At 66.3% G+C, this 21,388-nt stretch carries 20 protein-coding genes; 6 read left to right on the top strand and 14 right to left on the bottom strand.

The features are described from left to right. Positions 1 to 35: 35 nt before the first annotated feature. The 5 genes from ACP699_RS00815 (at position 36) to ACP699_RS00795 (ending at position 4,457) form a co-directional block, all read left to right on the top strand. Complete coding sequence (locus ACP699_RS00815; RefSeq protein ID WP_426168369.1) at positions 36 to 1,112, top strand: Rieske 2Fe-2S domain-containing protein; 1,077 nt, start codon at positions 36 to 38, stop codon at positions 1,110 to 1,112. Next, positions 1,109 to 2,920, top strand: a complete 1,812-nt coding sequence (locus ACP699_RS00810) for a cytochrome bc1 complex cytochrome b subunit (RefSeq protein WP_055867417.1) — start codon at positions 1,109 to 1,111, stop codon at positions 2,918 to 2,920. Before ACP699_RS00815 ends, ACP699_RS00810 begins: the two co-directional genes overlap by 4 nt. 81 nt (positions 2,921 to 3,001) lie before the next feature. Continuing rightward, positions 3,002 to 3,406 (top strand): RidA family protein, encoded by a 405-nt coding sequence (locus tag ACP699_RS00805; protein ID WP_426168367.1) that lies wholly within the window; start codon positions 3,002 to 3,004, stop codon positions 3,404 to 3,406. Positions 3,407 to 3,408: 2 nt separating this feature from the next. Continuing rightward, positions 3,409 to 3,921 (top strand): GNAT family N-acetyltransferase, encoded by a 513-nt coding sequence (locus ACP699_RS00800; RefSeq protein ID WP_127482210.1) that lies wholly within the window; start codon positions 3,409 to 3,411, stop codon positions 3,919 to 3,921. Between the two features lie 116 nt (positions 3,922 to 4,037). Then, a complete protein-coding gene (locus tag ACP699_RS00795; protein WP_314474799.1) occupies positions 4,038 to 4,457 on the top strand; it encodes a rhodanese-like domain-containing protein in 420 nt (139 codons plus the stop codon). 72 nt (positions 4,458 to 4,529) lie between these two features. On the opposite strand, the gene ACP699_RS00790 is transcribed toward ACP699_RS00795, so the two are convergent. The 5 genes from ACP699_RS00790 to ACP699_RS00770 all read right to left on the bottom strand — a co-directional run bounded on the left by ACP699_RS00790 (position 4,530) and on the right by ACP699_RS00770 (position 9,584). Further along, positions 4,530 to 4,964, bottom strand: coding sequence for a cytochrome c oxidase subunit 4 (locus ACP699_RS00790; protein WP_017830250.1), 435 nt, complete (start codon positions 4,962 to 4,964; stop codon positions 4,530 to 4,532). Between the two features lie 3 nt (positions 4,965 to 4,967). Further along, positions 4,968 to 6,701, bottom strand: coding sequence for an aa3-type cytochrome oxidase subunit I (gene ctaD, locus ACP699_RS00785; protein WP_017830249.1), 1,734 nt, complete (start codon positions 6,699 to 6,701; stop codon positions 4,968 to 4,970). Between the two features lie 3 nt (positions 6,702 to 6,704). Further along, entirely contained in the window at positions 6,705 to 7,607 is a 903-nt protein-coding gene (gene coxB, locus ACP699_RS00780; RefSeq protein WP_055867399.1) for an aa3-type cytochrome oxidase subunit II, read from the bottom strand. 140 nt (positions 7,608 to 7,747) lie between these two features. Further along, positions 7,748 to 8,110, bottom strand: a complete 363-nt coding sequence (gene erpA / locus ACP699_RS00775; RefSeq protein ID WP_017830247.1) for an iron-sulfur cluster insertion protein ErpA — start codon at positions 8,108 to 8,110, stop codon at positions 7,748 to 7,750. 70 nt (positions 8,111 to 8,180) lie between these two features. Then, a complete protein-coding gene (locus ACP699_RS00770; protein WP_426168359.1) occupies positions 8,181 to 9,584 on the bottom strand; it encodes a dipeptidase in 1,404 nt (467 codons plus the stop codon). Positions 9,585 to 9,630: 46 nt separating this feature from the next. Here ACP699_RS00770 and ACP699_RS00765 point away from each other — a divergent pair, with 46 nt between their 5' ends. Next, positions 9,631 to 10,203 (top strand): DUF3043 domain-containing protein, encoded by a 573-nt coding sequence (locus ACP699_RS00765; protein ID WP_017830245.1) that lies wholly within the window; start codon positions 9,631 to 9,633, stop codon positions 10,201 to 10,203. Here the strand turns inward: ACP699_RS00765 and ACP699_RS00760 are convergent. From ACP699_RS00760 to ACP699_RS00720, 9 genes are all read right to left on the bottom strand, one after another. Then, positions 10,178 to 11,215: a quinone-dependent dihydroorotate dehydrogenase gene (locus ACP699_RS00760; protein WP_055872343.1), complete on the bottom strand. Its 1,038-nt coding sequence runs from the start codon at positions 11,213 to 11,215 to the stop codon at positions 10,178 to 10,180. The two genes, ACP699_RS00765 and ACP699_RS00760, sit on opposite strands and share 26 nt — an antisense overlap. A gap of 10 nt (positions 11,216 to 11,225) precedes the next feature. Beyond that, positions 11,226 to 11,696, bottom strand: a complete 471-nt coding sequence (gene nrdR / locus ACP699_RS00755; RefSeq protein WP_017830243.1) for a transcriptional regulator NrdR — start codon at positions 11,694 to 11,696, stop codon at positions 11,226 to 11,228. A gap of 10 nt (positions 11,697 to 11,706) precedes the next feature. Continuing rightward, on the bottom strand, positions 11,707 to 13,011 hold the full coding sequence (gene hisD, locus ACP699_RS00750; protein ID WP_426168354.1) for a histidinol dehydrogenase: 1,305 nt from the start codon (positions 13,009 to 13,011) through the stop codon (positions 11,707 to 11,709). Between the two features lies 1 nt (position 13,012). Continuing rightward, positions 13,013 to 14,248 (bottom strand): hypothetical protein, encoded by a 1,236-nt coding sequence (locus ACP699_RS00745; protein WP_426168351.1) that lies wholly within the window; start codon positions 14,246 to 14,248, stop codon positions 13,013 to 13,015. Between the two features lie 72 nt (positions 14,249 to 14,320). After that, positions 14,321 to 17,839, bottom strand: a complete 3,519-nt coding sequence (gene dnaE / locus ACP699_RS00740) for a DNA polymerase III subunit alpha (RefSeq protein WP_055867383.1) — start codon at positions 17,837 to 17,839, stop codon at positions 14,321 to 14,323. Positions 17,840 to 17,900: 61 nt separating this feature from the next. Then, positions 17,901 to 19,028, bottom strand: a complete 1,128-nt coding sequence (locus ACP699_RS00735; protein ID WP_127482206.1) for a hypothetical protein — start codon at positions 19,026 to 19,028, stop codon at positions 17,901 to 17,903. After that, positions 19,003 to 19,608, bottom strand: a complete 606-nt coding sequence (locus tag ACP699_RS00730; protein WP_127483382.1) for an RNA polymerase sigma factor — start codon at positions 19,606 to 19,608, stop codon at positions 19,003 to 19,005. The genes ACP699_RS00735 and ACP699_RS00730 overlap by 26 nt, the downstream gene beginning before the upstream one ends. 41 nt (positions 19,609 to 19,649) lie before the next feature. Further along, positions 19,650 to 20,780 carry a hypothetical protein gene (locus ACP699_RS00725; protein ID WP_288969888.1) on the bottom strand — a complete coding sequence of 377 codons (1,131 nt, stop codon included), beginning with the start codon at positions 20,778 to 20,780 and terminating at the stop codon, positions 19,650 to 19,652. Beyond that, on the bottom strand, positions 20,767 to 21,357 hold the full coding sequence (locus tag ACP699_RS00720) for an RNA polymerase sigma factor (RefSeq protein ID WP_288969889.1): 591 nt from the start codon (positions 21,355 to 21,357) through the stop codon (positions 20,767 to 20,769). The genes ACP699_RS00725 and ACP699_RS00720 overlap by 14 nt, the downstream gene beginning before the upstream one ends. Positions 21,358 to 21,388 lie beyond the last annotated feature (31 nt).

Raw genomic sequence — 21,388 nt, 5'->3', positions numbered from 1 at the left:
GCTTAATCATCGAAGAGGAACGTACGAGGAGCACCATGGCACACGACGACGACTCGCAGGCTCTTGACAGGGCCTACCAGCCCTCTCCGGGGCTGGGTGTCGCAGTCAGCGATCCCGTGCAGAACCCCGGGCTTCCGCCGCACCGCGAGCGGATGACCGACAAGGACCCGCGCGCTGAGAAGGCCGCTGTCCGCACTGTCTACACGCTGTTCTACCTCTCGCTCGCCGGCAGCATCTGGGCGGTCGCCGCCTACATGCTGTTCCCGATCGAGAGCGGCGCGCTCATCGACATCCGGCAGAACAACCTCTTCATCGGTCTCGGCATCGCCCTCGCGCTGCTGGCCCTCGGTATCGGTGCGATCCACTGGTCCAAGGCGCTCATGTCCGACAAGGAGTTCATCGAGCACCGCCACCCCACCCGTGGCACGGACGCCACGCGCGAAGCGGCCATCAAGGCCTTCTCCGACGCGAACGAGGAGTCCGGCTTCGGTCGTCGCTCGATGATCCGCAACTCGCTGTTCGCAGCGATCGTCGCCTCGATCATCCCCGGCGTGACGCTGTTCCGTGGCCTGGCGCCGCACTCCACTCCGGAAGACCCCACGGCGGGCGACCCGGTCGTGCTGCTCAAGCACACGATGTGGGAAAAGGGAGCGCGCCTGGTGCGCGACCCCGACGGCACCCCGATCCGCGCCGCTGATGTCACGCTCGGCTCCGCGTTCCATGTGATCCCGGAAGAGCTCGCGACGCTGAGCCACCACGACGGCTACCTCGAGGAGAAGGCCAAGGCCATCGTGCTGATGATGCGTCTGCGCCCCGAGCAGCTGATCGAGGCCGAGGATCGCAAGGACTGGTCCTACGACGGCATCGTCGCCTACTCCAAGGTCTGCACGCACGTCGGTTGCCCCGTGGCACTGTACGAGCAGCAGACCCACCACCTGCTGTGCCCGTGCCACCAGTCGCAGTTCGACGTCACGGACCACGCAAAGGTCATCTTCGGCCCGGCGGCACGTCCGCTGCCGCAGCTGCCCATCACCGTCGATGACGAGGGCTACCTGATCGCACGCAGCGACTTCACGGAACCCGTCGGCCCGAGCTTCTGGGAGCGCCATTGAGCACCGCAACGCTGTCCAAAGACGACAACGACACCAAGGCACCTCTCGGCGGCCGCTTCGTCGGTGCCGCGTCGAACTACATCGATGAGCGCACCAGCCTCTCCGGCTTCGTCAAGGAGCTCGGACGCAAGATCTTCCCCGACCACTGGTCGTTCATGCTGGGTGAGATCGCGCTGTGGAGCTTCGTCGTCGTGTTCCTCTCCGGAACCTTCCTGACGTTCTTCTTCGACGCGTCGATGGTCGAGACCCACTACACCGGCGCCTACGCGCCGATGCGTGGAATCGAGATGTCCGCAGCGCTGGAATCGTCGCTGCACATCTCCTTCGACCTGCGAGGCGGTCTGCTGGTCCGTCAGATCCACCACTGGGCCGCGCTGGTGTTCATCGCCGGAATCGGCGTGCACATGCTCCGCGTGTTCTTCACCGGTGCGTTCCGCAAGCCGCGTGAGCTCAACTGGGTGATCGGCTTCATCCTCTTCATCCTCGCCATGGCAGAGGGCTTCACCGGCTACTCGCTTCCCGACGACCTGCTCTCGGGCAACGGTCTTCGCATCATCGACGGCATGATCAAGGGCCTCCCCCTGATCGGCACCTGGACCTCGTTCCTCCTCTTCGGCGGAGAGTTCCCCGGTACCGACATCGTCGGACGCCTGTACACGCTGCACATCCTGCTGCTGCCCATGCTCGTCATCGCACTGATCGTGGTGCACCTGATGCTCATGATCATCAACAAGCACACGCAGTTCGCCGGCCCCGGCCGCACGAACGACAACGTCGTGGGCTACCCGATGATGCCGGTGTACATGTCGAAGATGGGCGGATACCTGTTCATCGTCTTCGGCACCATCGTGCTGATCGCGACCTTCTTCCAGATCAACCCGATCTGGAACTACGGACCGTACGACCCGTCCCCCGTCTCCGCCGGCACGCAGCCGGACTGGTACATCGGCTTCGCCGACGGCGCCCTGCGTCTGGCACCGTCGAACTGGGACATCGTCTTCCTCGACCACACCTGGTCGTTCGGCATCATCGCGCCGGTCCTCGTGCTCGGTCTGTTCATCGTGCTCGTCGCGATCTACCCCTTCATCGAGGCGTGGGTCACGGGCGACAAGCGCGAGCACCACATCGCTCAGCGCCCGCGCAACGCCGCGACGCGCACGGCGATCGGTGTGGCCGGTGTCATCTTCTACGCGGTGCTGTGGGCTGCAGCCTCGTCCGACCTCATCGCGACGCACTTCATGCTCACGATGGAAGGCGTCATCCACACGCTGCAGGCGATGCTCTTCCTGGGCCCGATCCTCGGCTACTTCGTCACGAAGCGCATCTGCATCGCGCTGCAGAAGAAGGACCGCGAGATCGTGCTGCACGGCTTCGAGTCCGGTCGCATCGTCCGCCTTCCCGGCGGAGAGTTCATCGAGGTGCACCAGCCGGTCGACAAGTACGACCGTTGGAAGCTCATCGACGTCGACACGTACGAGCCCCTCGTGGTGCGCCCGAACGCCAAGGGACGTATCCCGTGGACGGAGAACCTCCGATCCTCGATCTCCCGCTGGTTCTTCGAAGACCGCCTGGCACCGCTCACGCAGGCCGAGGTCGAGGCAGCAGACGCTCACCAGCACCACGTCACGGCTCACAACGACGAGACCGAGGCCGCGGAGATCCAGGGCGCTCACGAGCGCGCAGGCTTCCCCGACGCCCCGCTCACGGTCGATGAGACGCACGTCGACGAGACGCCGAACACCCCCAGCACGGTCATCGCGACCGAGCCGGTGAAGAAGCCTCGCAAGAAGTCGGAGGACGGCGAGTAGTCGCCACTCCCCCATCTGATGAAGGCCTCGTCCATACGGACGGGGCCTTCATCGTTAGTACCCGAATGAGAGGATCCACCCATGTCATCCGCCGTCCAGCTGATCCGCGCCACCTCCCTCGCCGACACTCCTTACGCCTACGCCGCGACCGCACCGGCGGGATCCCGGCTCATCTTCCTCGCCGGAGCATGCCCCCTGAACGATGACGGCACGACCGCGGCACCGGGCGACTACGCGGCCCAGGCGGCGCGCTGTGTGGAGACCCTGCGGGCGGCGCTCGACGTGGCCGGCGCCACGCTCACGGATGTCATCAGCACGCGGGTCCTGGTGGCCTCCTCCGCGCAGGCCGACCTCGTGACGGCCTGGGACGTGGTCCATGCCGCTTTCGGCGCTCACGACGTCCCCAGCACCCTCCTGGGCGTCACCGTGCTCGGCTACGACCATCAGCTCGTGGAGATCGAAGCGATCGCCGCCGTCACCGACTGATCATGGACATCGTCATACGCCCTTCCACGCCGAGGGACGATGCGCTGACCGAACAGATCGAGCGCGCCGCCGATGCCCTGCTCATCGACCTGTTCGGCGCGGTCACTTGGCCTCCCCCGACGCCGCCGCAGGATCGTACGGAGTCACCGGGATTCGTCCTGGTCGCCGAGCTCACCGACGACGTCGCGGCACCGATGGTCGTCGGCTTCGTCCATGTCCTCGAGATCGACGGACACGCCCATCTCGAGCAGCTCTCGGTACTCCCCTCGTTCGGACGTCGTGGCATCGGTCGTCAGCTCGTCGCGGCCGCGCTGGCGGAGGCGCGGCGACGCGGCCACACCGACGTCACGCTGCGCACCTACACCGAAGTGCCCTGGAACGCGCCGTTCTACGCTTCGTGCGGCTTTGTCGAGAGCGAACCGGACACGGCGCTGCTCCGAGAGCTCGTGGCCATCGAAGAGAGTCTGGGACTCTTCGAGCACGGGCCTCGTGTGCAGATGACCGCCACGCTCTGACCAGTCGGCGCTCCGAGCACCATCACGCGCTCTGTCCGACTGTCGTTGACGGCAATCGGACGCCGGCCGACCGGAATCCGCTGGGGGCGACGCCGCTGCCTCCCTAGGCTGAGGTCATGATCGATCGCACTGACTTCTTCGCTGCCAAGCTGGCCTATGAGACAGACCCCAGCGACGTGCATGCCGCGCTGGAGTCCGGCGAGAGCATCGTCGTCGTCGACGTCCGCTCCGACGCAGCCTGGGCGCAGGGCCGCGTCACCGGCGCCGTGCACATGCACTACAGCGAGATCTCCTCTCGTGCACCGGCGGAGGTGCCGAAGGACGCTGACGTCGTCGTCTACTGCTGGAGTCCCGGATGCAACGCCGGCGCGAAGGGCGCGCTCGAGTTCGCCCGTCTCGGCTACCGTGTCCGCGAGATGATCGGCGGTTTCGAGTACTGGGTCAGAGAAGGGTACGCGGTCGAGGACGCGGATGGCGTCCACCACCGTCCGGTCGATCCGCTGACCGGTATCCCCCGCATCCGTACCCGCGCCTGATCGCGGCGCCCCGTCCGCACACACGAAGAAGGCCCCCGGAGGAATCCGGGGGCCTTCTTCGATGCGGAAGTATCAGCGGGCGAAGTTGCCTCGGTAGTACTCGTACACCCAGCCGACGATGGCGACCACGAAGATCGCGAGACCGATCGGCAGAAGGAAGTGTCCGACCGCGAGACCGACGACGAAGACTCCCGCCGAGGCCGCCAGCACGATCGGCCACCAGGACCACGGGCTGAACTCGCCCAGCTCCGGGTCACCGTCATCGATGTCGGAGGTCAGGATGTCCTCGGGAAGCTCGCCCCGCTGAGCCTTGTGCGTGCGGTCGAGGTAGAACGCGATCATGGCTCCCATGAAGGCGCCGAAGAACAGGGCGACCGTTCCGACCCACTCGATCCGCATGGCGAAGTTGTCCGCCGGCGTGGCCAGGATGTGCCAGCCGGTGTAGACCACACCGACGAGGGCGAAGAACGCCGTCAGGATCCACCAGAGAATGACATTGTCGCGCATGACTTAGTGGGCCTCTCGCTCGCCGGGAGCCGTCGTAGCGAACTCGGCGGCTTCGGGGTGATTCAGATCGAACGCAGGACGCTCGCTGCGGATGCGCGGGATCGACGTGAAGTTGTGTCGCGGCGGCGGGCAGGAGGTCGCCCACTCGAGCGATCCGCCGTAGCCCCACGGGTCGTTGACCGTGACCTTCGGAGCCTTGCGCGCCGTGATCCAGACGTTCAGGAAGAAGGGCAGCATCGAGGCGCCGAGGATGATCGCACCGATCGTCGAGACCTGGTTCTGCCAGGTCCAGCCGTCCGCCTCCGAGTAGTCGGCGTAACGACGCACCATGCCGTCAACGCCCAGCCAGTGCTGGATGAGGAAGGTCATGTGGAAGCCGATGAACAGCAGCCAGAAGTGCACGTAGCCGAGGCGCTCGTTCAGCATGCGTCCGGTCCACTTCGGCCACCAGAAGTAGAAGCCGGCGAACATGGCGAACACCACGGTTCCGAACACCACGTAGTGGAAGTGAGCGACGACGAAGTACGAGTCGGAGAGGGCGAAGTCCAGCGGCGGTGCTGCCAGGATGACGCCGGTCAGACCACCGAAGACGAAGGACACGAGGAAGCCGAGGGAGAAGACCATCGGAGTCTCGAATGTCACGGACCCTCGCCAGAGCGTGCCGATCCAGTTGAAGATCTTCACACCCGTCGGCACGGCGATCAGCATGGTCATCAGCGCGAAGAACGGAAGCAGGACCGAGCCCGTCACGTACATGTGGTGAGCCCACACCGCGACCGAGAGCGCCGCGATGGCGATCGTCGCGTAGACGAGGGTCTTGTATCCGAAGATCGGCTTGCGGCTGAAGACCGGGAAGATCTCGGAGACGATGCCGAAGAACGGCAGCGCGATGATGTACACCTCAGGGTGACCGAAGAACCAGAACAGGTGCTGCCAGAGCAGGACACCACCGTTGGCCGGATCGTAGATGTGAGCGCCCAGGATGCGGTCTGCCGCTGCAGCGAAGATCGCGGCTGCGAGAACGGGGAACGCCATCAGGATGAGCAGGCTCGTGATCAGCGTGTTCCACGAGAAGATCGGCATGCGCCACATCGTCATGCCGGGCGCACGCATCGTGATGATCGTCGTGATGAAGTTCACGGCACCGAGGATCGTTCCGAAACCGGAGATGCCGAGGCCGACCATCCACAGGTTTCCACCCGCCCCCGGCGAGAAGGATGCTCCTGCCAGAGGCTGATAGGCGAACCATCCGAAGGAGGCCGCGCCCTGCGGGGTGAGGAAGCCGGCGACCGCGATGGTGGAGCCGAAGAGGAAGAGCCAGAACGCGAAGGCGTTCAGACGCGGGAAGGCGACGTCGGGAGCACCGATCTGCAGCGGCAGGATGGCGTTGGCGAAGCCGGCGAACAGCGGCGTCGCGAACATCAGCAGCATGATCGTGCCGTGCATCGTGAACAGCTGGTTGTACTGCTCCTTCGTCGGGATGATCTGCATGCCCGGCGCGAACAGTTCGGCACGGATGACGAGTGCCATCACGCCGCCGAGCAGGAAGAACATCACTGAGGCGATCAGGTACATGTACCCGATGGTCTTGTGGTCCGTGGAGGTGATCCACTTGACGACGATGTTGCCCTTCTGCTCCACACGCGAGGAGCTCATCAGAGCAGCCTGGCGTGCAGGCAGGGTGTTAGGACGCGAGCGGGGAGACTCGTCGGTACGGGGAGCTTCTGTGGTCGACATGGCTTACTCCCCTCCTTCCTCGGTGTCGGTCTTCGGGGTCGTCCCCGGGAGGTTCGAGAGACGGTCGTAGGCGCCGGTGATGTCACCGGTATTGCCCTGCTCCTCGAGCGACGCGAGGTAGGAGTCGTACTCGCTCTGCGAGACGACCTTCACGTTGAAGAGCATCATCGAGTGGTACTCGCCGCAGAGCTCGGCGCACTTACCGGCGTACTCGCCCTCTCGCGTCGGGATGAACGACCAGGAGTTGTCCTTCCCGATGAACATGTCCTTCTTGTAGAGGAAGTCGATGATCCAGAAGGAGTGGATGACGTCACGGGACTGAAGGTTGATCGTCACCTTCTTGTCGACGGGCAGCACCAGCGTCGGCAGCTGCGCCTGGTCGATATTGCCGTCCTTGTCGGGCTGGGCCTGGATGCCCATGGTCCACACGGCGTCGGAGTTGTCCTTCTCGTCGCCGTCGTACTGGAAGTCCCACGCCCACTGCTTCGCGATCGCGGTGACCTCGACGTCGGGCTGGTCCCACTTGGCTTCGATCTCGGTCTGATCACGAGCGGTGAAGAAGAACATTCCCAGCACGAGGATGAGCGGCACGATCGTGTAGAAGATCTCGATCGGCATGTTGTAGCGCATCTGCACCGGAAGACCGGTCTGACCCTTGCGGCGGCGGTAGGCGATCGCAGCCCAGGCCATCAGGCCCCAGGTGATGATGCCGACGGCGAGAAGCACGATCCAGGAGTTCACCCAGAGCGAGGAGACGCGCTCGGTCTGGTTGGTGGCTGCGGGGCCACCCTCCACGAAGCCCGGAAGAAAGCCGTTCAGCTCGGTGGGAGAGCATCCCGCCAGGGCCAAGGCTGCCGCAACTCCCACAGGGAGGGCGGCCCAACGAAGGCTGCGTTTCGAGGGCACGATGCACCTTTCAGATCGCGAACAGAGCACACCCAAGTCTAGGGCAACCTCACACCTGATTCATGCCATCCACGCAGGTTCCGGAACCAGAACGGCCGTCGTCACCAGTGGTGACGACGGCCGAGTCGGCGAAGCGAGGGTCAGTGGAAGCTGTCGCCACAGGCGCAGCTGCCCGCTGCGTTGGGGTTGTCGATCGTGAACCCCTGCTCGGAGATGGTGTCCTTGAAGTCGATCGCCGCTCCGTCGAGGTACGGGACGCTCATGTTGTCGATGATGACCTCGACGCCGTCGAAGTCGACGGTCTCGTCGCCCTCGAGGTAGCGCTCGTCGAAGTAGAGCTGGTAGATCAGCCCCGAACACCCGCCCGGCTGCACCGCGACGCGCAGACGCAGGTCATCGCGGCCTTCCTGCTCGAGGAGGTTCTTCACCTTCGTGGCGGCAGCGTCGGTCAGGGTGACGCCGTGTGCGCGGGTGGTCTCTGGGGAGAGTGTGGTGTCGCTCATGTCGCTCCTTGTGACGGGCCGCAGGTGCACGGCTTCTCGGACGATTCTACCGCCGCAGATGCGGGGAGGCTCAGAGTTCTGCGGCATTCATGCGAGCGAGCAGCAGCGCCTCGGTCGCGACCGCGTGGCGGAAGGTGTCGAGGTGCAGCGACTCATTCGGGCTGTGCGCGCGCGAATGCGGGTCCTCGACACCCGTGACGAGGATCTGTGCAGCGGGGAATTCCCGCACCAGGTCGGCGATGAACGGGATCGATCCACCCACGCCCAGGTCCACCGGAGGCACCCCGTACCCGTCGCGCATCGCGTCCCGGGTCAGCGCGACCGCCCAGCCGCTGGTGTCCACGAGGAAACCGTCGCCGAGGTCGACATCCGAGAAGGTGAGCTCGGCACCGAACGGTGCGTGTGCGCGGAGGTGGCGCTCCAAGGCCTCGTATGCCTCCTGGCCGCTCTGGCCAGGAGCCACGCGAGCGCTGATCACGACGGTGACTTCGGGGAGCAGCGTGTTGGAGGCTGCCGCCACGCTGGTAGCGTCGATCCCGATCACCGTGACCGACGGCTTGTTCCAGATCCGGCTGAGGATGCTGCCGTCCCCGATGGGAGTGGTGCCGGGAAGGAGTCCCGCCTCGTCTCGCAGCGTCGCCTCGGTGTAGTCGGGGGTGGGGGCGTCGCGCTCGGTCATCCCCTCGACCGCCACCGAGCCGTCGGCGTTCCACAGCGTGGACAGCAGCGTGACGGTCGCCATCATCGCGTCGGGCACGGCGCCGCCGAACATTCCGGAGTGCGAGGCGTGGTCCAGGGTGCGCACGCGCATCGTGAACCGGGCGTTGCCGCGGAGGGAGACGGTGAGACCGGGAGTCACGGAGTCCCAGTTGCCCGAGTCGGCCACGACGATGGCGTCGGCGCGGAGAGCATCCTTGTTGTCGGAGAGGAACTGGGCGAACGAACGGGACCCGTACTCCTCCTCCCCTTCGATGAACATCGCGATGCCGAGGTCGAGGTCATCGCCGAGCACCTCGCTCACCGCGCGGATCGAGGCGATATGCGACATGATGCCGGCCTTGTCGTCGGCCGCACCGCGCCCGTAGAGACGCCCGTCGCGCACCGTCGGCTCGAACGGCGGGGTCTCCCAGAGGGCATCGTCTCCCGGAGGCTGCACGTCGTGGTGCGCGTACAGAAGGATCGTGGGCTTGCCGTTGCGGGCCGCGCGCGTGGCGAGGACGGCCGGCTGCCCCTGCTCGTCGGTGCCGGGAATCGCGGCGCGGAGGACGCGCACCTCGTCGAAGACTCCGGTGCCCGACGCCAGCGCGGCCACGGCTTCCGCGCTGCGCTCCAGCTGGGTCTGATCGAACGCGGGCCAGGCCGTCCCCGGAATGCGCACGAGGTGGCCGAGGTCCGACAGCGCTGACGGGATCCCGGTCGCCACCGCCTCGAGGACGGCGGCATCGGACTCACGGGGAGGAACAGGAGAGGTCATGCGAGTAATCTTAAGGTGATCCCCCGCCGGCGAACCGAGGAACTCCGTGTCCACTACCCCTACCTCCCCTTCCACGAACGACGACACCCCCGAGACGACTGCCGTCGGCAAGGGGCGCGCGACGCCGACCCGTGCGGAGCAGGAGGCAGCTCGTCGCCGCCCCCTGGTCGCCAACACCAAGGAGGCGAAGGCGGCCGCGAAGGCGGAGCTCAACGAGCGTCGCGCACGAGCGCAGGCCGGCATGGCCGCCGGCGAGGAGAAGTACCTCCCGGTCCGCGACAAGGGCCCGCAGCGCCGCTGGGTCCGCGACTACGTGGATGCGGGCTGGCACCCGGCCGAGTTCGTGATGGGAGTGATGGTCCTGGTCATCCTCGCCTCGCTGGTGCCGGCGAACACGGTCATCTCGTTCTACGCGTACATCGTGATGATGGGTTACCTCGTCATCGCGATCGGCGGCATGATCCTGCTCGGCATGCGCGTCAAGCGCAAGGCCGCGGCGAAGTTCGGCAAGGAGCGTCTCGAGCGCGGTCTGGGCTGGTACGCCGCGATGCGCGCCCTGCAGATGCGATTCATGCGTCTGCCGAAGCCGCAGGTCAAGCGCGGCCAGTACCCCGACTGATCAGTCCCCTGTTGATCTCCCGGCCCCAGAACGGGCCGCGGTACAGGAAAGCGGTGTAGCCCTGCACGAGGGTCGCACCGGCCGCAAGGCGCTCCTGCACGTCGGATGGCGTCTCCACTCCCCCGACGGCGATCACGCAGAAGTCGGCGGGAACGGCTTCGCGCACGACGCGAAGGACTTCGAGCGAGCGCTTCTTCAGCGGTGCACCTGACAGTCCTCCCGCGCCTGCAGCCTCGACCGTCGCGGGATCCGTGAGCAGACCGTCTCGGCTGATGGTGGTGTTGTGCGCGATGATTCCCGCGAGTCCCTCAGCGACGGCCATCTGGGCGATCGCCGTGATCTCCTCGTCGGGAAGATCCGGTGCGATCTTGACGAGCAGCGGTGTGGCGCCGGAAGCCTCTCGAACGGCGCGCAGCAGCGGAGCCAGCGTCTCCACCGCTTGCAGTCCTCGCAGACCTGGAGTGTTCGGCGACGACACGTTCACGGCCAGGTAGTCGGCGAGCGGAGCGAGCCGCGTCGCCGAGGCCACGTAGTCCGCTGTCGCATCCTCGACCTCGACCACGCGGCTCTTGCCGATGTTGACCCCGATGATCGTGTCGGGCGCGCCGCGCCGCAGGCGAGCGAGCCGGCGCGCCGCCGCATCCGCTCCGGCGTTGTTGAAGCCCATCCGATTGATCACGGCGCGATCCGCGATGAGACGGAACAGCCGCGGCTTCGGGTTCCCCTCCTGGGCGATCGCGGTCACGGTGCCGACTTCCACATGTCCGAAGCCGAGAGCTGCGAGTCCTCGCACGCCGACCGCGTTCTTGTCGAAGCCCGCCGCGACGCCGAACGGCGAGGGGAAGGTGAGACCGAGGGCCTCGACGCGCAGCGACGGGTCAGGGCGGGTGATCGCGCGCGTGGCCCACGAGAACGGAGGCACACCGAGCACGCGGATCACCGCCATACCGGCGTGGTGGGCGAACTCGGGATCGAAGCGCGAGAGGACAGCGCGGAAGAGCAGCGGATACATCCCTGCCAGATTACCGCTCCTCGGACTCCCGCTTCGTGTGGTCGGCGCGCAGATCTGTGATCGCGGCCTCGAAATCCTCGAGCGAATCGAAGGCCTGATAGACGCTGGCGAAGCGCAGGAACGCGACCTCATCGAGGTCACGAAGCGGACCGAGGATGGCGAGACCGATCTCGTTGGTGTCGAGCTGCGACACCCCTGTCTGTCGGACGGCCTCCTCCACGCGCTGTGCGAGCACCGCGAGGTCGCCCTCCGTCACCGGGCGCCCTTGGCAGGCCTTCCGCACACCCGTGATGACCTTCTCCCGACTGAACGGCTCCATCACGCCGGAACGCTTGATCACGTTGAGACTCGCGGTCTCGGTCGTCGTGAAACGGCCGCCGCACTCCGGGCACTGTCGACGACGCCTGATCGAGAGCCCGTCGTCGCTCGTGCGTGAATCGATGACGCGGGAGTCGGGGTGTCGACAGAAGGGGCAGTGCATCTGACCGATCCTACGCGGTGAAACGGGCCTCGATCGCTTCACCGTGCGCGGGAAGCACCTCGGTGTCGGCGAGGGCGACGACCCCGGCGCGCACGGCCGCCAGCGCAGCCCTGTCGTAGGAGATCACCTGCTGCGGTCGAAGGAAGGTGTACGAGCCGAGCCCGGGAGCATAGCGCGCCTGTCCCCCGGTCGGCAGCACGTGATTACTGCCAGCCATGTAATCACCGAGGCTCACCGGCGTCTGGTCGCCGACGAAGACGGCTCCGGCGCTGGTGAAGTCGGCGGCCGCCTCTTCGGCATCCACGAGGTGCAGTTCGAGGTGCTCCGGCGCATAGGCGTTGCTGAACGCCGTGGCCATGGCCCTGTCGTCGACGAGGACGATGGCGGACTGAGGCCCCGACAGCGCGGCGGCGACGCGTTCGCTGTGCCGGGTGATCGCGGCGATCCGCTGCACCTCGACGGCGACCTGTTCTGCGAGCTCGGCCGCGTCGGTGACAAGCACGGCGGACGCCTGCTCATCGTGCTCGGCCTGGCTCACGAGGTCGGCGGCGATGAGACGCGGATCCGCGTGTGCATCGGCGACCACGAGGATCTCCGTCGCCCCGGCTTCCGAGTCCGTGCCGACGACGCCGGCGACGGCACGTTTGGCCGACGCGACATAGTTGTTGCCCGGCCCGGACACGACATCGACCGGATCGAGGCCGAGCGACGGCACGCCGTACGCCAGGGCGCCGATCGCGCCGGCACCTCCCATCGCGTACACCTCGGTCACACCCAGCAGCGCCGCCGCCGCGAGGATGGTCGGGTGGATTCTTCCACCCTGATCTGCCTGCGGCGGCGAAGCCAGGGCGATCTCCTGGACGCCGGCGACCTGCGCGGGGACGACGTTCATGATCACGCTCGACGGGTAGACGGCCTTGCCGCCGGGAATGTACACGCCCACGCGGTGGACCGGTTGCCAGCGCTGCGTGATGACAGCTCCCTCGCCGATCCTGGTGACCTGTGTGGCGGGGACCTGCGCGGCGGAGGCGAGACGGACTCGGCGGATGGCCTCCTCGAGCGCACTGCGCACCTCGGGAGCGAGCTCCGCGAGAGCCGTGATGATGTGCTCAGCGGGCACCCGCACGGCGTGGTCCGTGACCGCGTCGAAACGCTCGGCCTGCTCGCGAAGAGCGGCCTCGCCGCGGTCACGCACGTCCTCGACGATGCGTGCGGCGGTGTCGAGTGCTTCGGCACGTGCCTGAGTCGCCCGGGGTACTGCGGCGAGCATGCCTGCGGGCGAGAGCTCGCGCCCTCGCAGATCGATGGTGCGCATTTCAGCCCTTCGTGATGTCGGAGATGTCGTGGAGGTAGCCGATCCGTCCGTCGTCATGTCGGACGACGAACGCACCCCCACGGTCCTCGATCACGAGAGCCCAGGCGTTCGGACCGATACGGAAAAGCGGTTCGCCCCGCTCGTCGTGGACGTCGCGCTCAGAGGGCGCGAGGATCCAGAACGGCTGTGCCACGGCGGCGGTCTCGCGCGGGTTCGTCGCCTCGAGATCGGCATCGGTCACGCCCTCGAGCAGCAGCGGCGCAGGCTCTTCCTCGACCGCGCCCGTCTCGTAGGTCGCGGCCGTCTCCAGCAGGGACTCGATGCTTCCGGTGTCCGAGACGATCTCCGGCTCCTGTCCACGCGAACGGCGCGAATAGGCCGGCACATACTCCTCGTCGGTGCTCGCCTGCTCGGTGCCGATGCCGCCGCCCGAGGCGTGCGCCGTCAGCGGCACCTGTGCAGCCAGGTCGAAACGAGCGATCTCGTCGGTCGCCTGCTCACCCGATGCCTCGTCGTCGAGCGCGACGACGAGGGGGGACGCGGAGCCGTCCGCGATGACGTCGGTCGGGCTCTCGGCGTGCGCCTCGGGTGCGGCGGAGGATGCCGCCGAGGCGGATGTGTCGACGGATTCTTCGGAGGCTTCCGGGACCGGCACGGGTTCGGGACGCGGTCTCGCGATGACGGGGCGCACCGGATTCGCATTGCGGTGGGCGAGAGTCACCAGGCGACCGTGGAAGTCTTCCTTCAATCCCGGGATGATCGGGGCGAAGACCGTGAGGACGACGAGAGCCAGGGAGGTGATGACCATGGCCACCCCGTTCCACGGGAGGCTCCAGTTCCCGGTGGACACCACAGCGGAGATCGCGAGCCAGAGGCTGCCGGCCCAGACCGTGGCCGACACGGAGAAGGCGACCGAGGCGAACTGATCGATGCCGAGCGAACCGACCCGGCGGATGCCCTCGGGCGAGAATCGGCGCAGCACCAGCAGGAAGACGGCGACCGTCGGGAGCGCGACCGGGAGGACCCATTGGATGCCGACACTCCACAGCGAGAGGTCGCCGATCAGCGGGAAGAACGAGAACACGAACGACAGCAGCCAGACGCCGACGATGAGCAGCTCCCGCAGCGTGAATCCGAGGATGCCGAACTCAGGGGTGACCTCTTCGTCGTACAGGACACCGTCATCGTCGCCGAAAACCTCGTCCTCGGGTTCTGCTTCGGGGAGATCCGTGCTCATGCGTGGTCCTTTCGTCACAGGGCTCGACGGGGTGATTCGTCGTGCTGCCGACGGCTCACGATCCTACCCCGCTCACCCGAGGCAGGTGGGTCCGAGCAGTGACTTGAGGTCACCGAACAGATCCGCGGACACCTTGACCGGCATGGGCACTTCGAAGACCTTCGCCGTGCCGCCACGGTGCACGCGAAGCAGTACCTCGGTGTCGCCGTTGTGTCGTCGCAGCACTTCCGCGAGCTCCATCATCACGCGCTCGGTTGCTCTCTGCTCGGCCAGGACCAATGCCAGAGGGCCGGCAGCATCGAAGGAGCCCACATCGGGTGCGAATGCGGACTGCGCATGGAGGTTGAGCCCGTCGTCGCGCCGGGACACCCGCCCGCGGACAGCGAGGATCGCGTCCTGCTGCAGCGTGTGCTGGAACTCGGTGTAGGTCTTCCCCATGAACATCACGGTGACCTCGCCGTTGAAGTCCTCGACGGTGATCATGCCGTAGGGGTTTCCACTCGCCTTGGCGACACGATGCTGCACGCTGGTCACGAGGCCTGCCACCGTCACCTGGTCGCCATCCTGCAGGTCTTCGGAGTTGTTGAGGTCATGGATCGAGATCGATGCGTGCTTCGCGAGCGGGACCTCGAGCCCCGCCAGAGGGTGGTCCGACACATAGAGGCCGAGCATCTCGCGCTCGAAGGCGAGTTTGTCCTTCTTGACCCACTCGGGACGCGCGGGGACCTTCGCCGGGGCTGCCTCGTCCATGCCGTCATAGAGACTGTCGAAGTCGAATCCGATCGCGCCCTGTGCTTCGTTGCGCTTGCGGTCGACTGCGGCCTCCACCGCATCTTCGTGCACCTCCATGAGCGCGCGACGGGAGTCGCCCATCGAGTCGAAGGCGCCGGCCTTGATCAGCGATTCGATGGTGCGCTTGTTCGACACGTGCAGCGGCACTTTGTCGAGGAAGTGATGGAACGACGTGAAGCGCTCATCCTTGCGGGCCTGCACGATGCCTTCGACGACGTTGCTGCCGACGTTGCGCACGGCACCCAGGCCGAAGCGGATGTCGTCGCCGACGGCGGCGAAGAAGTTGATCGAGTCGGACACATCCGGCGGGAGCACCTTGATGCCCATGCGGCGGCACTCGTTCAGGTACAGCGCCATCTTGTCCTTGGAGTCGCCGACGCTGGTGAGCAGCGCTGCCATGTACTCGGCGGGATAGTGCGCCTTGAGGTAGGCCGTCCAATACGACACGAGGCCGTATGCGGCGGAGTGCGCTTTGTTGAAGGCGTAGTCCGAGAACGGCAGCAGGATGTCCCACAGCGCCTTGATGGCCGCCTCACCGAAGCCGCGCTCCGTCATGCCGCCCGCGAAGCCCTCGTACTGCTTGTCGAGCTCGGACTTCTTCTTCTTGCCCATCGCGCGGCGCAGGATATCTGCCTGTCCGAGGCTGAACCCGGCGACCGCCTGGGCGATCGCCATGACCTGCTCCTGGTAGATGATGAGCCCGTAGGACTCCTCCAGGATCTCGGCGAGCGGCGCTTCCAGCTCGGGGTGGATCGGGGTGATCTCCTGCACCCCGTTCTTACGCAGCGCGTAGTTCGTGTGCGAGTTGGCACCCATGGGGCCTGGTCGATACAGGGCGATGAGTGCCGAGATGTCACCGAAGTTGTCGGGCTTCATCAGGCGCATGAGCGAACGCAGTGGCGGGCTGTCGAGCTGGAAGACGCCCAGGGTGTCACCACGGGCGAGCAGCTGATACACGCCGGGGTCGTCGAGGCCGAGGTGTTCGAGATCGAGCTCTTCGCCACGGTTCGTGCGGATGTTGTCGAGGGCATCCGAGATGATCGTGAGGTTGCGGAGCCCCAGGAAGTCCATCTTGATCAGGCCGAGAGATTCGCACGACGGGTAGTCGAACTGCGTGACGATCTGCCCGTCCTGCTCGCGTCGCATGATCGGGATGATGTCGAGCAGCGGATCCGACGACATGATCACGCCGGCGGCATGCACGCCCCACTGGCGCTTCAGACCCTCGAGCCCCAGCGCGCGGTCGAAGACCGTCTTCGCCTCGGGATCGGTATCGATCAGCGTGCGGAACTCGCTCGCCTCCTTGTACCGGGGGTGTGCCGAGTCGAACATGCCGTCGAGGGGCATGTCCTTGCCCATCACGGGCGGCGGCATCGCCTTGGTGAGCCGCTCCCCCATGCTGAACGGGAAGCCGAGCACACGGCCGGCGTCCTTCAACGCCTGCTTGGACTTGATCGTTCCGTACGTGACGATCTGCGCGACGCGCTCGGATCCGTACTTCTCCGTGACGTAGTCGATGACCTCGCCGCGGCGCCGGTCATCGAAGTCGACGTCGAAGTCGGGCATGGAGACACGGTCGGGGTTGAGGAAGCGCTCGAAGATGAGTCCGTGCTCGAGCGGGTCCAGGTCGGTGATCTTCATCGCGTAAGCGACCATCGAGCCGGCACCGGAGCCACGACCCGGCCCCACGCGGATGCCGTTGTCCTTCGCCCAGTTGATGAAGTCGGCGACGACGAGGAAGTACCCGGGGAAGCCCATCTGCAGGATGATGCCGGTCTCGTACTCGGCCTGCTTGCGCACCTTGTCGGGGATGCCGCCGGGATACCGGTAGTGCAGGCCCGCCTCGACCTCCTTGATGAGCCAGCTGTCCTCGGTCTCGCCGTCGGGAACCGGGAAGCGCGGCATGTAGTTGGCCGAGGTGTTGAACTCGACCTCGCAGCGCTCGGCGATCAGCAGCGTGTTGTCGCAGGCCTCGGGGTGGTCGCGGAACAGCTGGCGCATCTCGGCCGCGGTCTTGATGTAGTACCCGTCGCCGTCGAACTTGAACCGGTTCGGGTCGTCCATCGTCGAGCCCGACTGCACGCACAGCAGCGCCTCGTGCGCGTCGGCCTCGTGCTGATGCGTGTAGTGCGAGTCGTTGGTGGCGACCAACGGGATGTTGAGGTCTTTCGAGAGCCGCAGCAGATCGGTCATCACGCGCCGCTCGATCGACAGCCCGTGGTCCATGATCTCGGCGAAGTAGTTCTCCTTGCCGAAGATGTCCTGGAACTCCGCCGCTGCCGCCCGCGCCGCGTCGTACTGGCCCAGCCGGAGCCTCGTCTGCACCTCACCCGACGGGCACCCCGTCGTCGCGATGATCCCCTTGCCATAGGTCTGGAGCAGCTCGCGGTCCATGCGGGGCTTGAAGTAGTAGCCCTCCATACTCGACCGGGAACTGATGCGGAAGAGGTTGTGCATGCCCTCGGTGCTCTGGCTCCACATGGTCATGTGGGTGTAGGCGCCGGAGCCCGAGACGTCGTCGCTCTTCTGGTCGGGCGAGCCCCACTGCACACGCGTCTTGTCGCTGCGGTGCGTGCCGGGGGTCATGTATGCCTCAAGCCCGATGATCGGCTTGATGCCCGCGTTGCGCGCCGCGTTGTAGAACTCGAAAGCCGCGAAGGTGTTGCCGTGATCGGTCACCGCGATGGCCGGCATCTTGTAGTCGGCGGCCGCCTGGGTCATCGCATTGATCTTCGCCGCACCGTCGAGCATCGAGTACTCGCTGTGCACGTGCAGGTGGACGAAAGAGTCGGATGCCATGCCTTCGATTCTACGGCGGGGCCCCGACACCGGAGGTCGGTGGCGGGGCTGTCCTGCCGCGTCAGCGTTCCTGCGGAGCGGAGTCCACGACAGTCGTGCGCACAGTGGTGGTGGAGTCGAGAGTGTCCCCCGCTGGCCCCCCGGTTCCGTAGTTCTCCGAGATCGAGGAGACCAACCCCTGGACGGTGTCGATCGCGATAGTCGTGGTCCGGTGACCGGGAACGACGTACCGCAGCGTCGCCGTCGAACCCTCCTCTGCCACCACTTCGAATCCCGGGATCAGGGCGATCGCGAGGAAGAACGCCGAACGCAGGTCCGCCGGCATCAGATTGATCGCCGACGGGTCGGACAGACTCGCAACGAGCCAGCGGTCCGCGTCTTCGCCCGTCATCCCCGACTGCCCGCGGAGCCAGTCGAGCAATTCCTGTGGCTCGCGGGGCATTTCCGCGTAGAAGGGGCGGTAGCGGTCCGCCAGGTACGGCATCGGAGGTTCGTCTCCCCCGATGGCGAGGTACTCTCCGGCCGGGAGTGTCTCGATCGTGCCATGTTCGATCACCTGGGAACCGGGCCAGGCGGACCAATCTCGCGCCGCCTCCGGTCCCCGTTCCCCGAAGGACTCGACGACCTCGGAGTGACCCCAGTCGTAGAACCAGTCGCCTTCCCGGTCCGCCGGGATGTACAGCACCCGAGTATCGCGCACCAGAACGGCGGCGTCGCTCCCCTCTCGAGAGGCGTTGAACGAGAGCGTGTTCTCGTCGTCGTCATCTGCCCACTCGGCCTTCCAGAACTGCAGGTGCTCACCGACGGTCTCGATCCGCAGATACTCACCCGGAACGAGAGTCGTGTCCTGCGCGTCGAAAGTCACCGCGGAGGCACGCTCCAGCACCTCGGCCGCCGCAGCATCAGGCGTGACCGTCGGCGCGAGAACCGAACCGGCCACGATCGCGAACGCAGCCGCTACGGCCACGAGACCCCCGATACCGAGGCCGGCCCAAGCCCGCCGTCGGACACGATGCGCGAGTTCTGACGCCACGCTCGAGGCCTCATTCGCCAGCGCCGTCGGAGCGGAACCACCAGCTTTCCGGGACGCGTCGATACCCACCAGGAGCCTGGCACGAGCCCCGGTGATCCGCTCCTCCGTCAGGCCAGCCCCCAGGTTGACCTCACGCACGCGCTCGAAGACGTCCATCGGCTTCTCCTTCCTTCTCGTTCGCGAGTCGTTCCAGACTGCTCCCACGACTCGGATTCAATCGCGTCCGCACTCGGTTGATGCGCGATCGGACGGTCCCCACCGGGACCCCGAGAGCGATGGCGATCTCTTCATAGGTGAGATCCCCCCAGGCATACAGCAGCATGGTCTCGCGATCTTTGGCAGAGAGCGACGCGATCATCGGAGCCAGTTCGCGGGTGGAGATCTCGGCGTCGAGGCGGGCGACCGTCACGTCGAGGTCCCCGTGCGAGATGTGCTCTTCTCTCGCGGCTGCCGCCGCGCTCGATCGCAGATGCTTGGCCTCTCGGGTCCGGTGCTTCTTGATCAGACGGGACGCGATCCCGTACAGCCACGGAAGCGCCGACTCCCACGCGGTGTCGAACGACTTGCGTCGTGCGAATGCGACCAGGAACGTCTCACTGAGGATGTCCTCGCCCGCGTCGGGACCAAGACGGCGAGCGGCATAGCCGCCCACCGTCCTGGCGTGCCGATCGAACAGCTCGGCGAAGGCGCGGGGTTGACCGAGCGACCGCTGAATGATCTCGCTGTCTGTGCTCACACTATGTATTGCCCCGGAGGGCGAGGAGAGTTCGAAACCCGTCACGGCAGACTGTCGACCACGCTCATCTCGAAGGTCATCCGGGAGTCGGGAACATCGCTCGGGATCGTCCCCTCGCCCACTTCGCTGGTGTCCGTGGTTTCCGTCACGAGCCCTGTCGCCATGTCGATCGTCATCGTGGACCGCCGTAGCGACCTCTCCCCGACCTCGGAGAAGGCGAGATGCGAGTCGAAGGTGACGGTGCGTCGTCCGTCATGCTCCACCCCCACCGTCGATCCCGGGAGCGTGCTCAGCGCGCGATACATCGCAGCACGCATCTCCGGGTCACCGACGTTCTGCGACAGCAGACCGATGAGCAGCCACCCGACCTTCCCCTCAGCCCAATCCTGCGTATCGGGGCCCAGGTAGTCGTCAATCCACACGACCATGGCGGCCGGATCCCGCGGCAGCGATTCGAAGAACCATAGAACGTCTTCGGCGCCGCTCTCGGGAAGATATGGAGCATCCGACGGGAACAGCGTGACCGCCGGCCCGTATGCCTGCATCCCCGCATCCTGCCCTGCACGCCCCTGCGCCTGGTCTCCGTAGACGCCGCCCGCAACCGGAGATCCCCACTCCTGGTACCACTGGGAGCGAAGGTCGGCAGGGGCATAGTCGGCGCCACTGCGACTGATCACCCATCCACTCGACGCTGTCGCACGCGAGGCACCGTAGCCGGGCATTCCTGGCACGCCGAGTTCAGGGTCGAACAGGCCCAACGTAGAGGTCGTCCACGCTCGTCGCAGATACTGTCCAGGAGCGAGCACAGGAGGAGTGAAGCCGGCAGCCGCATTCGCCGCCCCGAGCAGGACCTCAGGCCCCGTCATCGGTGTGGGGGCAGGCGACGGAACCGGGCTCGGCACGAGCACCGGCCCCGGCACGCGCGTCGGCACGGCCTCCACTGTCGGCGCCGGAGCCGTGATGCTGCTCACCACGAGCACTCCCGCGGTGACCGCAGCCGCTGCGCCGAGGGCACCGGCGGCGATGAACCACGGCCGCCGCGCCGCCCGCGAGGACGCGGGCTCGCGTTGTCTCTGGATCTCCATCAGGAGGAGCGCACGCGCCGCGGCGAGATTCTCCTCCTCGCCCTCGATCGCGGGCCTGGTCTGCTGAACCTTCTCAAATATGTCCAAGGGTCTCTCCCTTCTGCTGCAGCTGCTCGAATGCCTGAATCCTCCGGGCGGAGTCCAATCGTCTGCGAACCCGGTTAAGGCGCGATCGCACGGTTCCGACGGGAACCCCGAGTGCCGCCGCGACCTCGTCGTAGCTCATCCCCTGCCAGGCGTACAGCAGCAGTGTCTCGCGGTCCTTCGGCGCGAGGGCCGCGATACGCGCTTTCAGCGTCTCGACCTCGCGCTCGGCATCGACACGCGTCAAGGCATCCTCCAGACCTCCGAGCGATGAGTGCTCATGCTGAGAGATGGATGCCGCGAAGGACCTCCACTGCCTGGCTTCCACCGCGCGGTGCCGGCGGATAAGGCGCGAGGCGATGCCGAGAAGCCACGGACCCGCCGACTCGACGTCCGTGTCGAAGTCGGCGCGTCTGCGGAACGCGACGAGGAACGTCTCGCTCAAGACGTCCTCGGCCGCATGCCGACCTATCCGATATGTCGCGAACGCGTTGACCGCGCGCGCATGTCTGTCGAAGAGCTCGGCGAACGCCGCCGGCTGCTGGAGAGATCGCTGGATGATCTCGCTGTCTGTGGTCACGCTATGTATTGGCCGTGCGCCGTCGATCGGT

The organism is Microbacterium sp. DWRC1-3 (assembly GCF_049896645.1).
Classification (GTDB): Bacteria; Actinomycetota; Actinomycetes; order Actinomycetales; family Microbacteriaceae; genus Microbacterium; species Microbacterium maritypicum.
The sequence above is the reverse complement of the archived record's forward strand: the minus strand, read 5'-3'. Positions and strand labels throughout refer to the sequence as shown.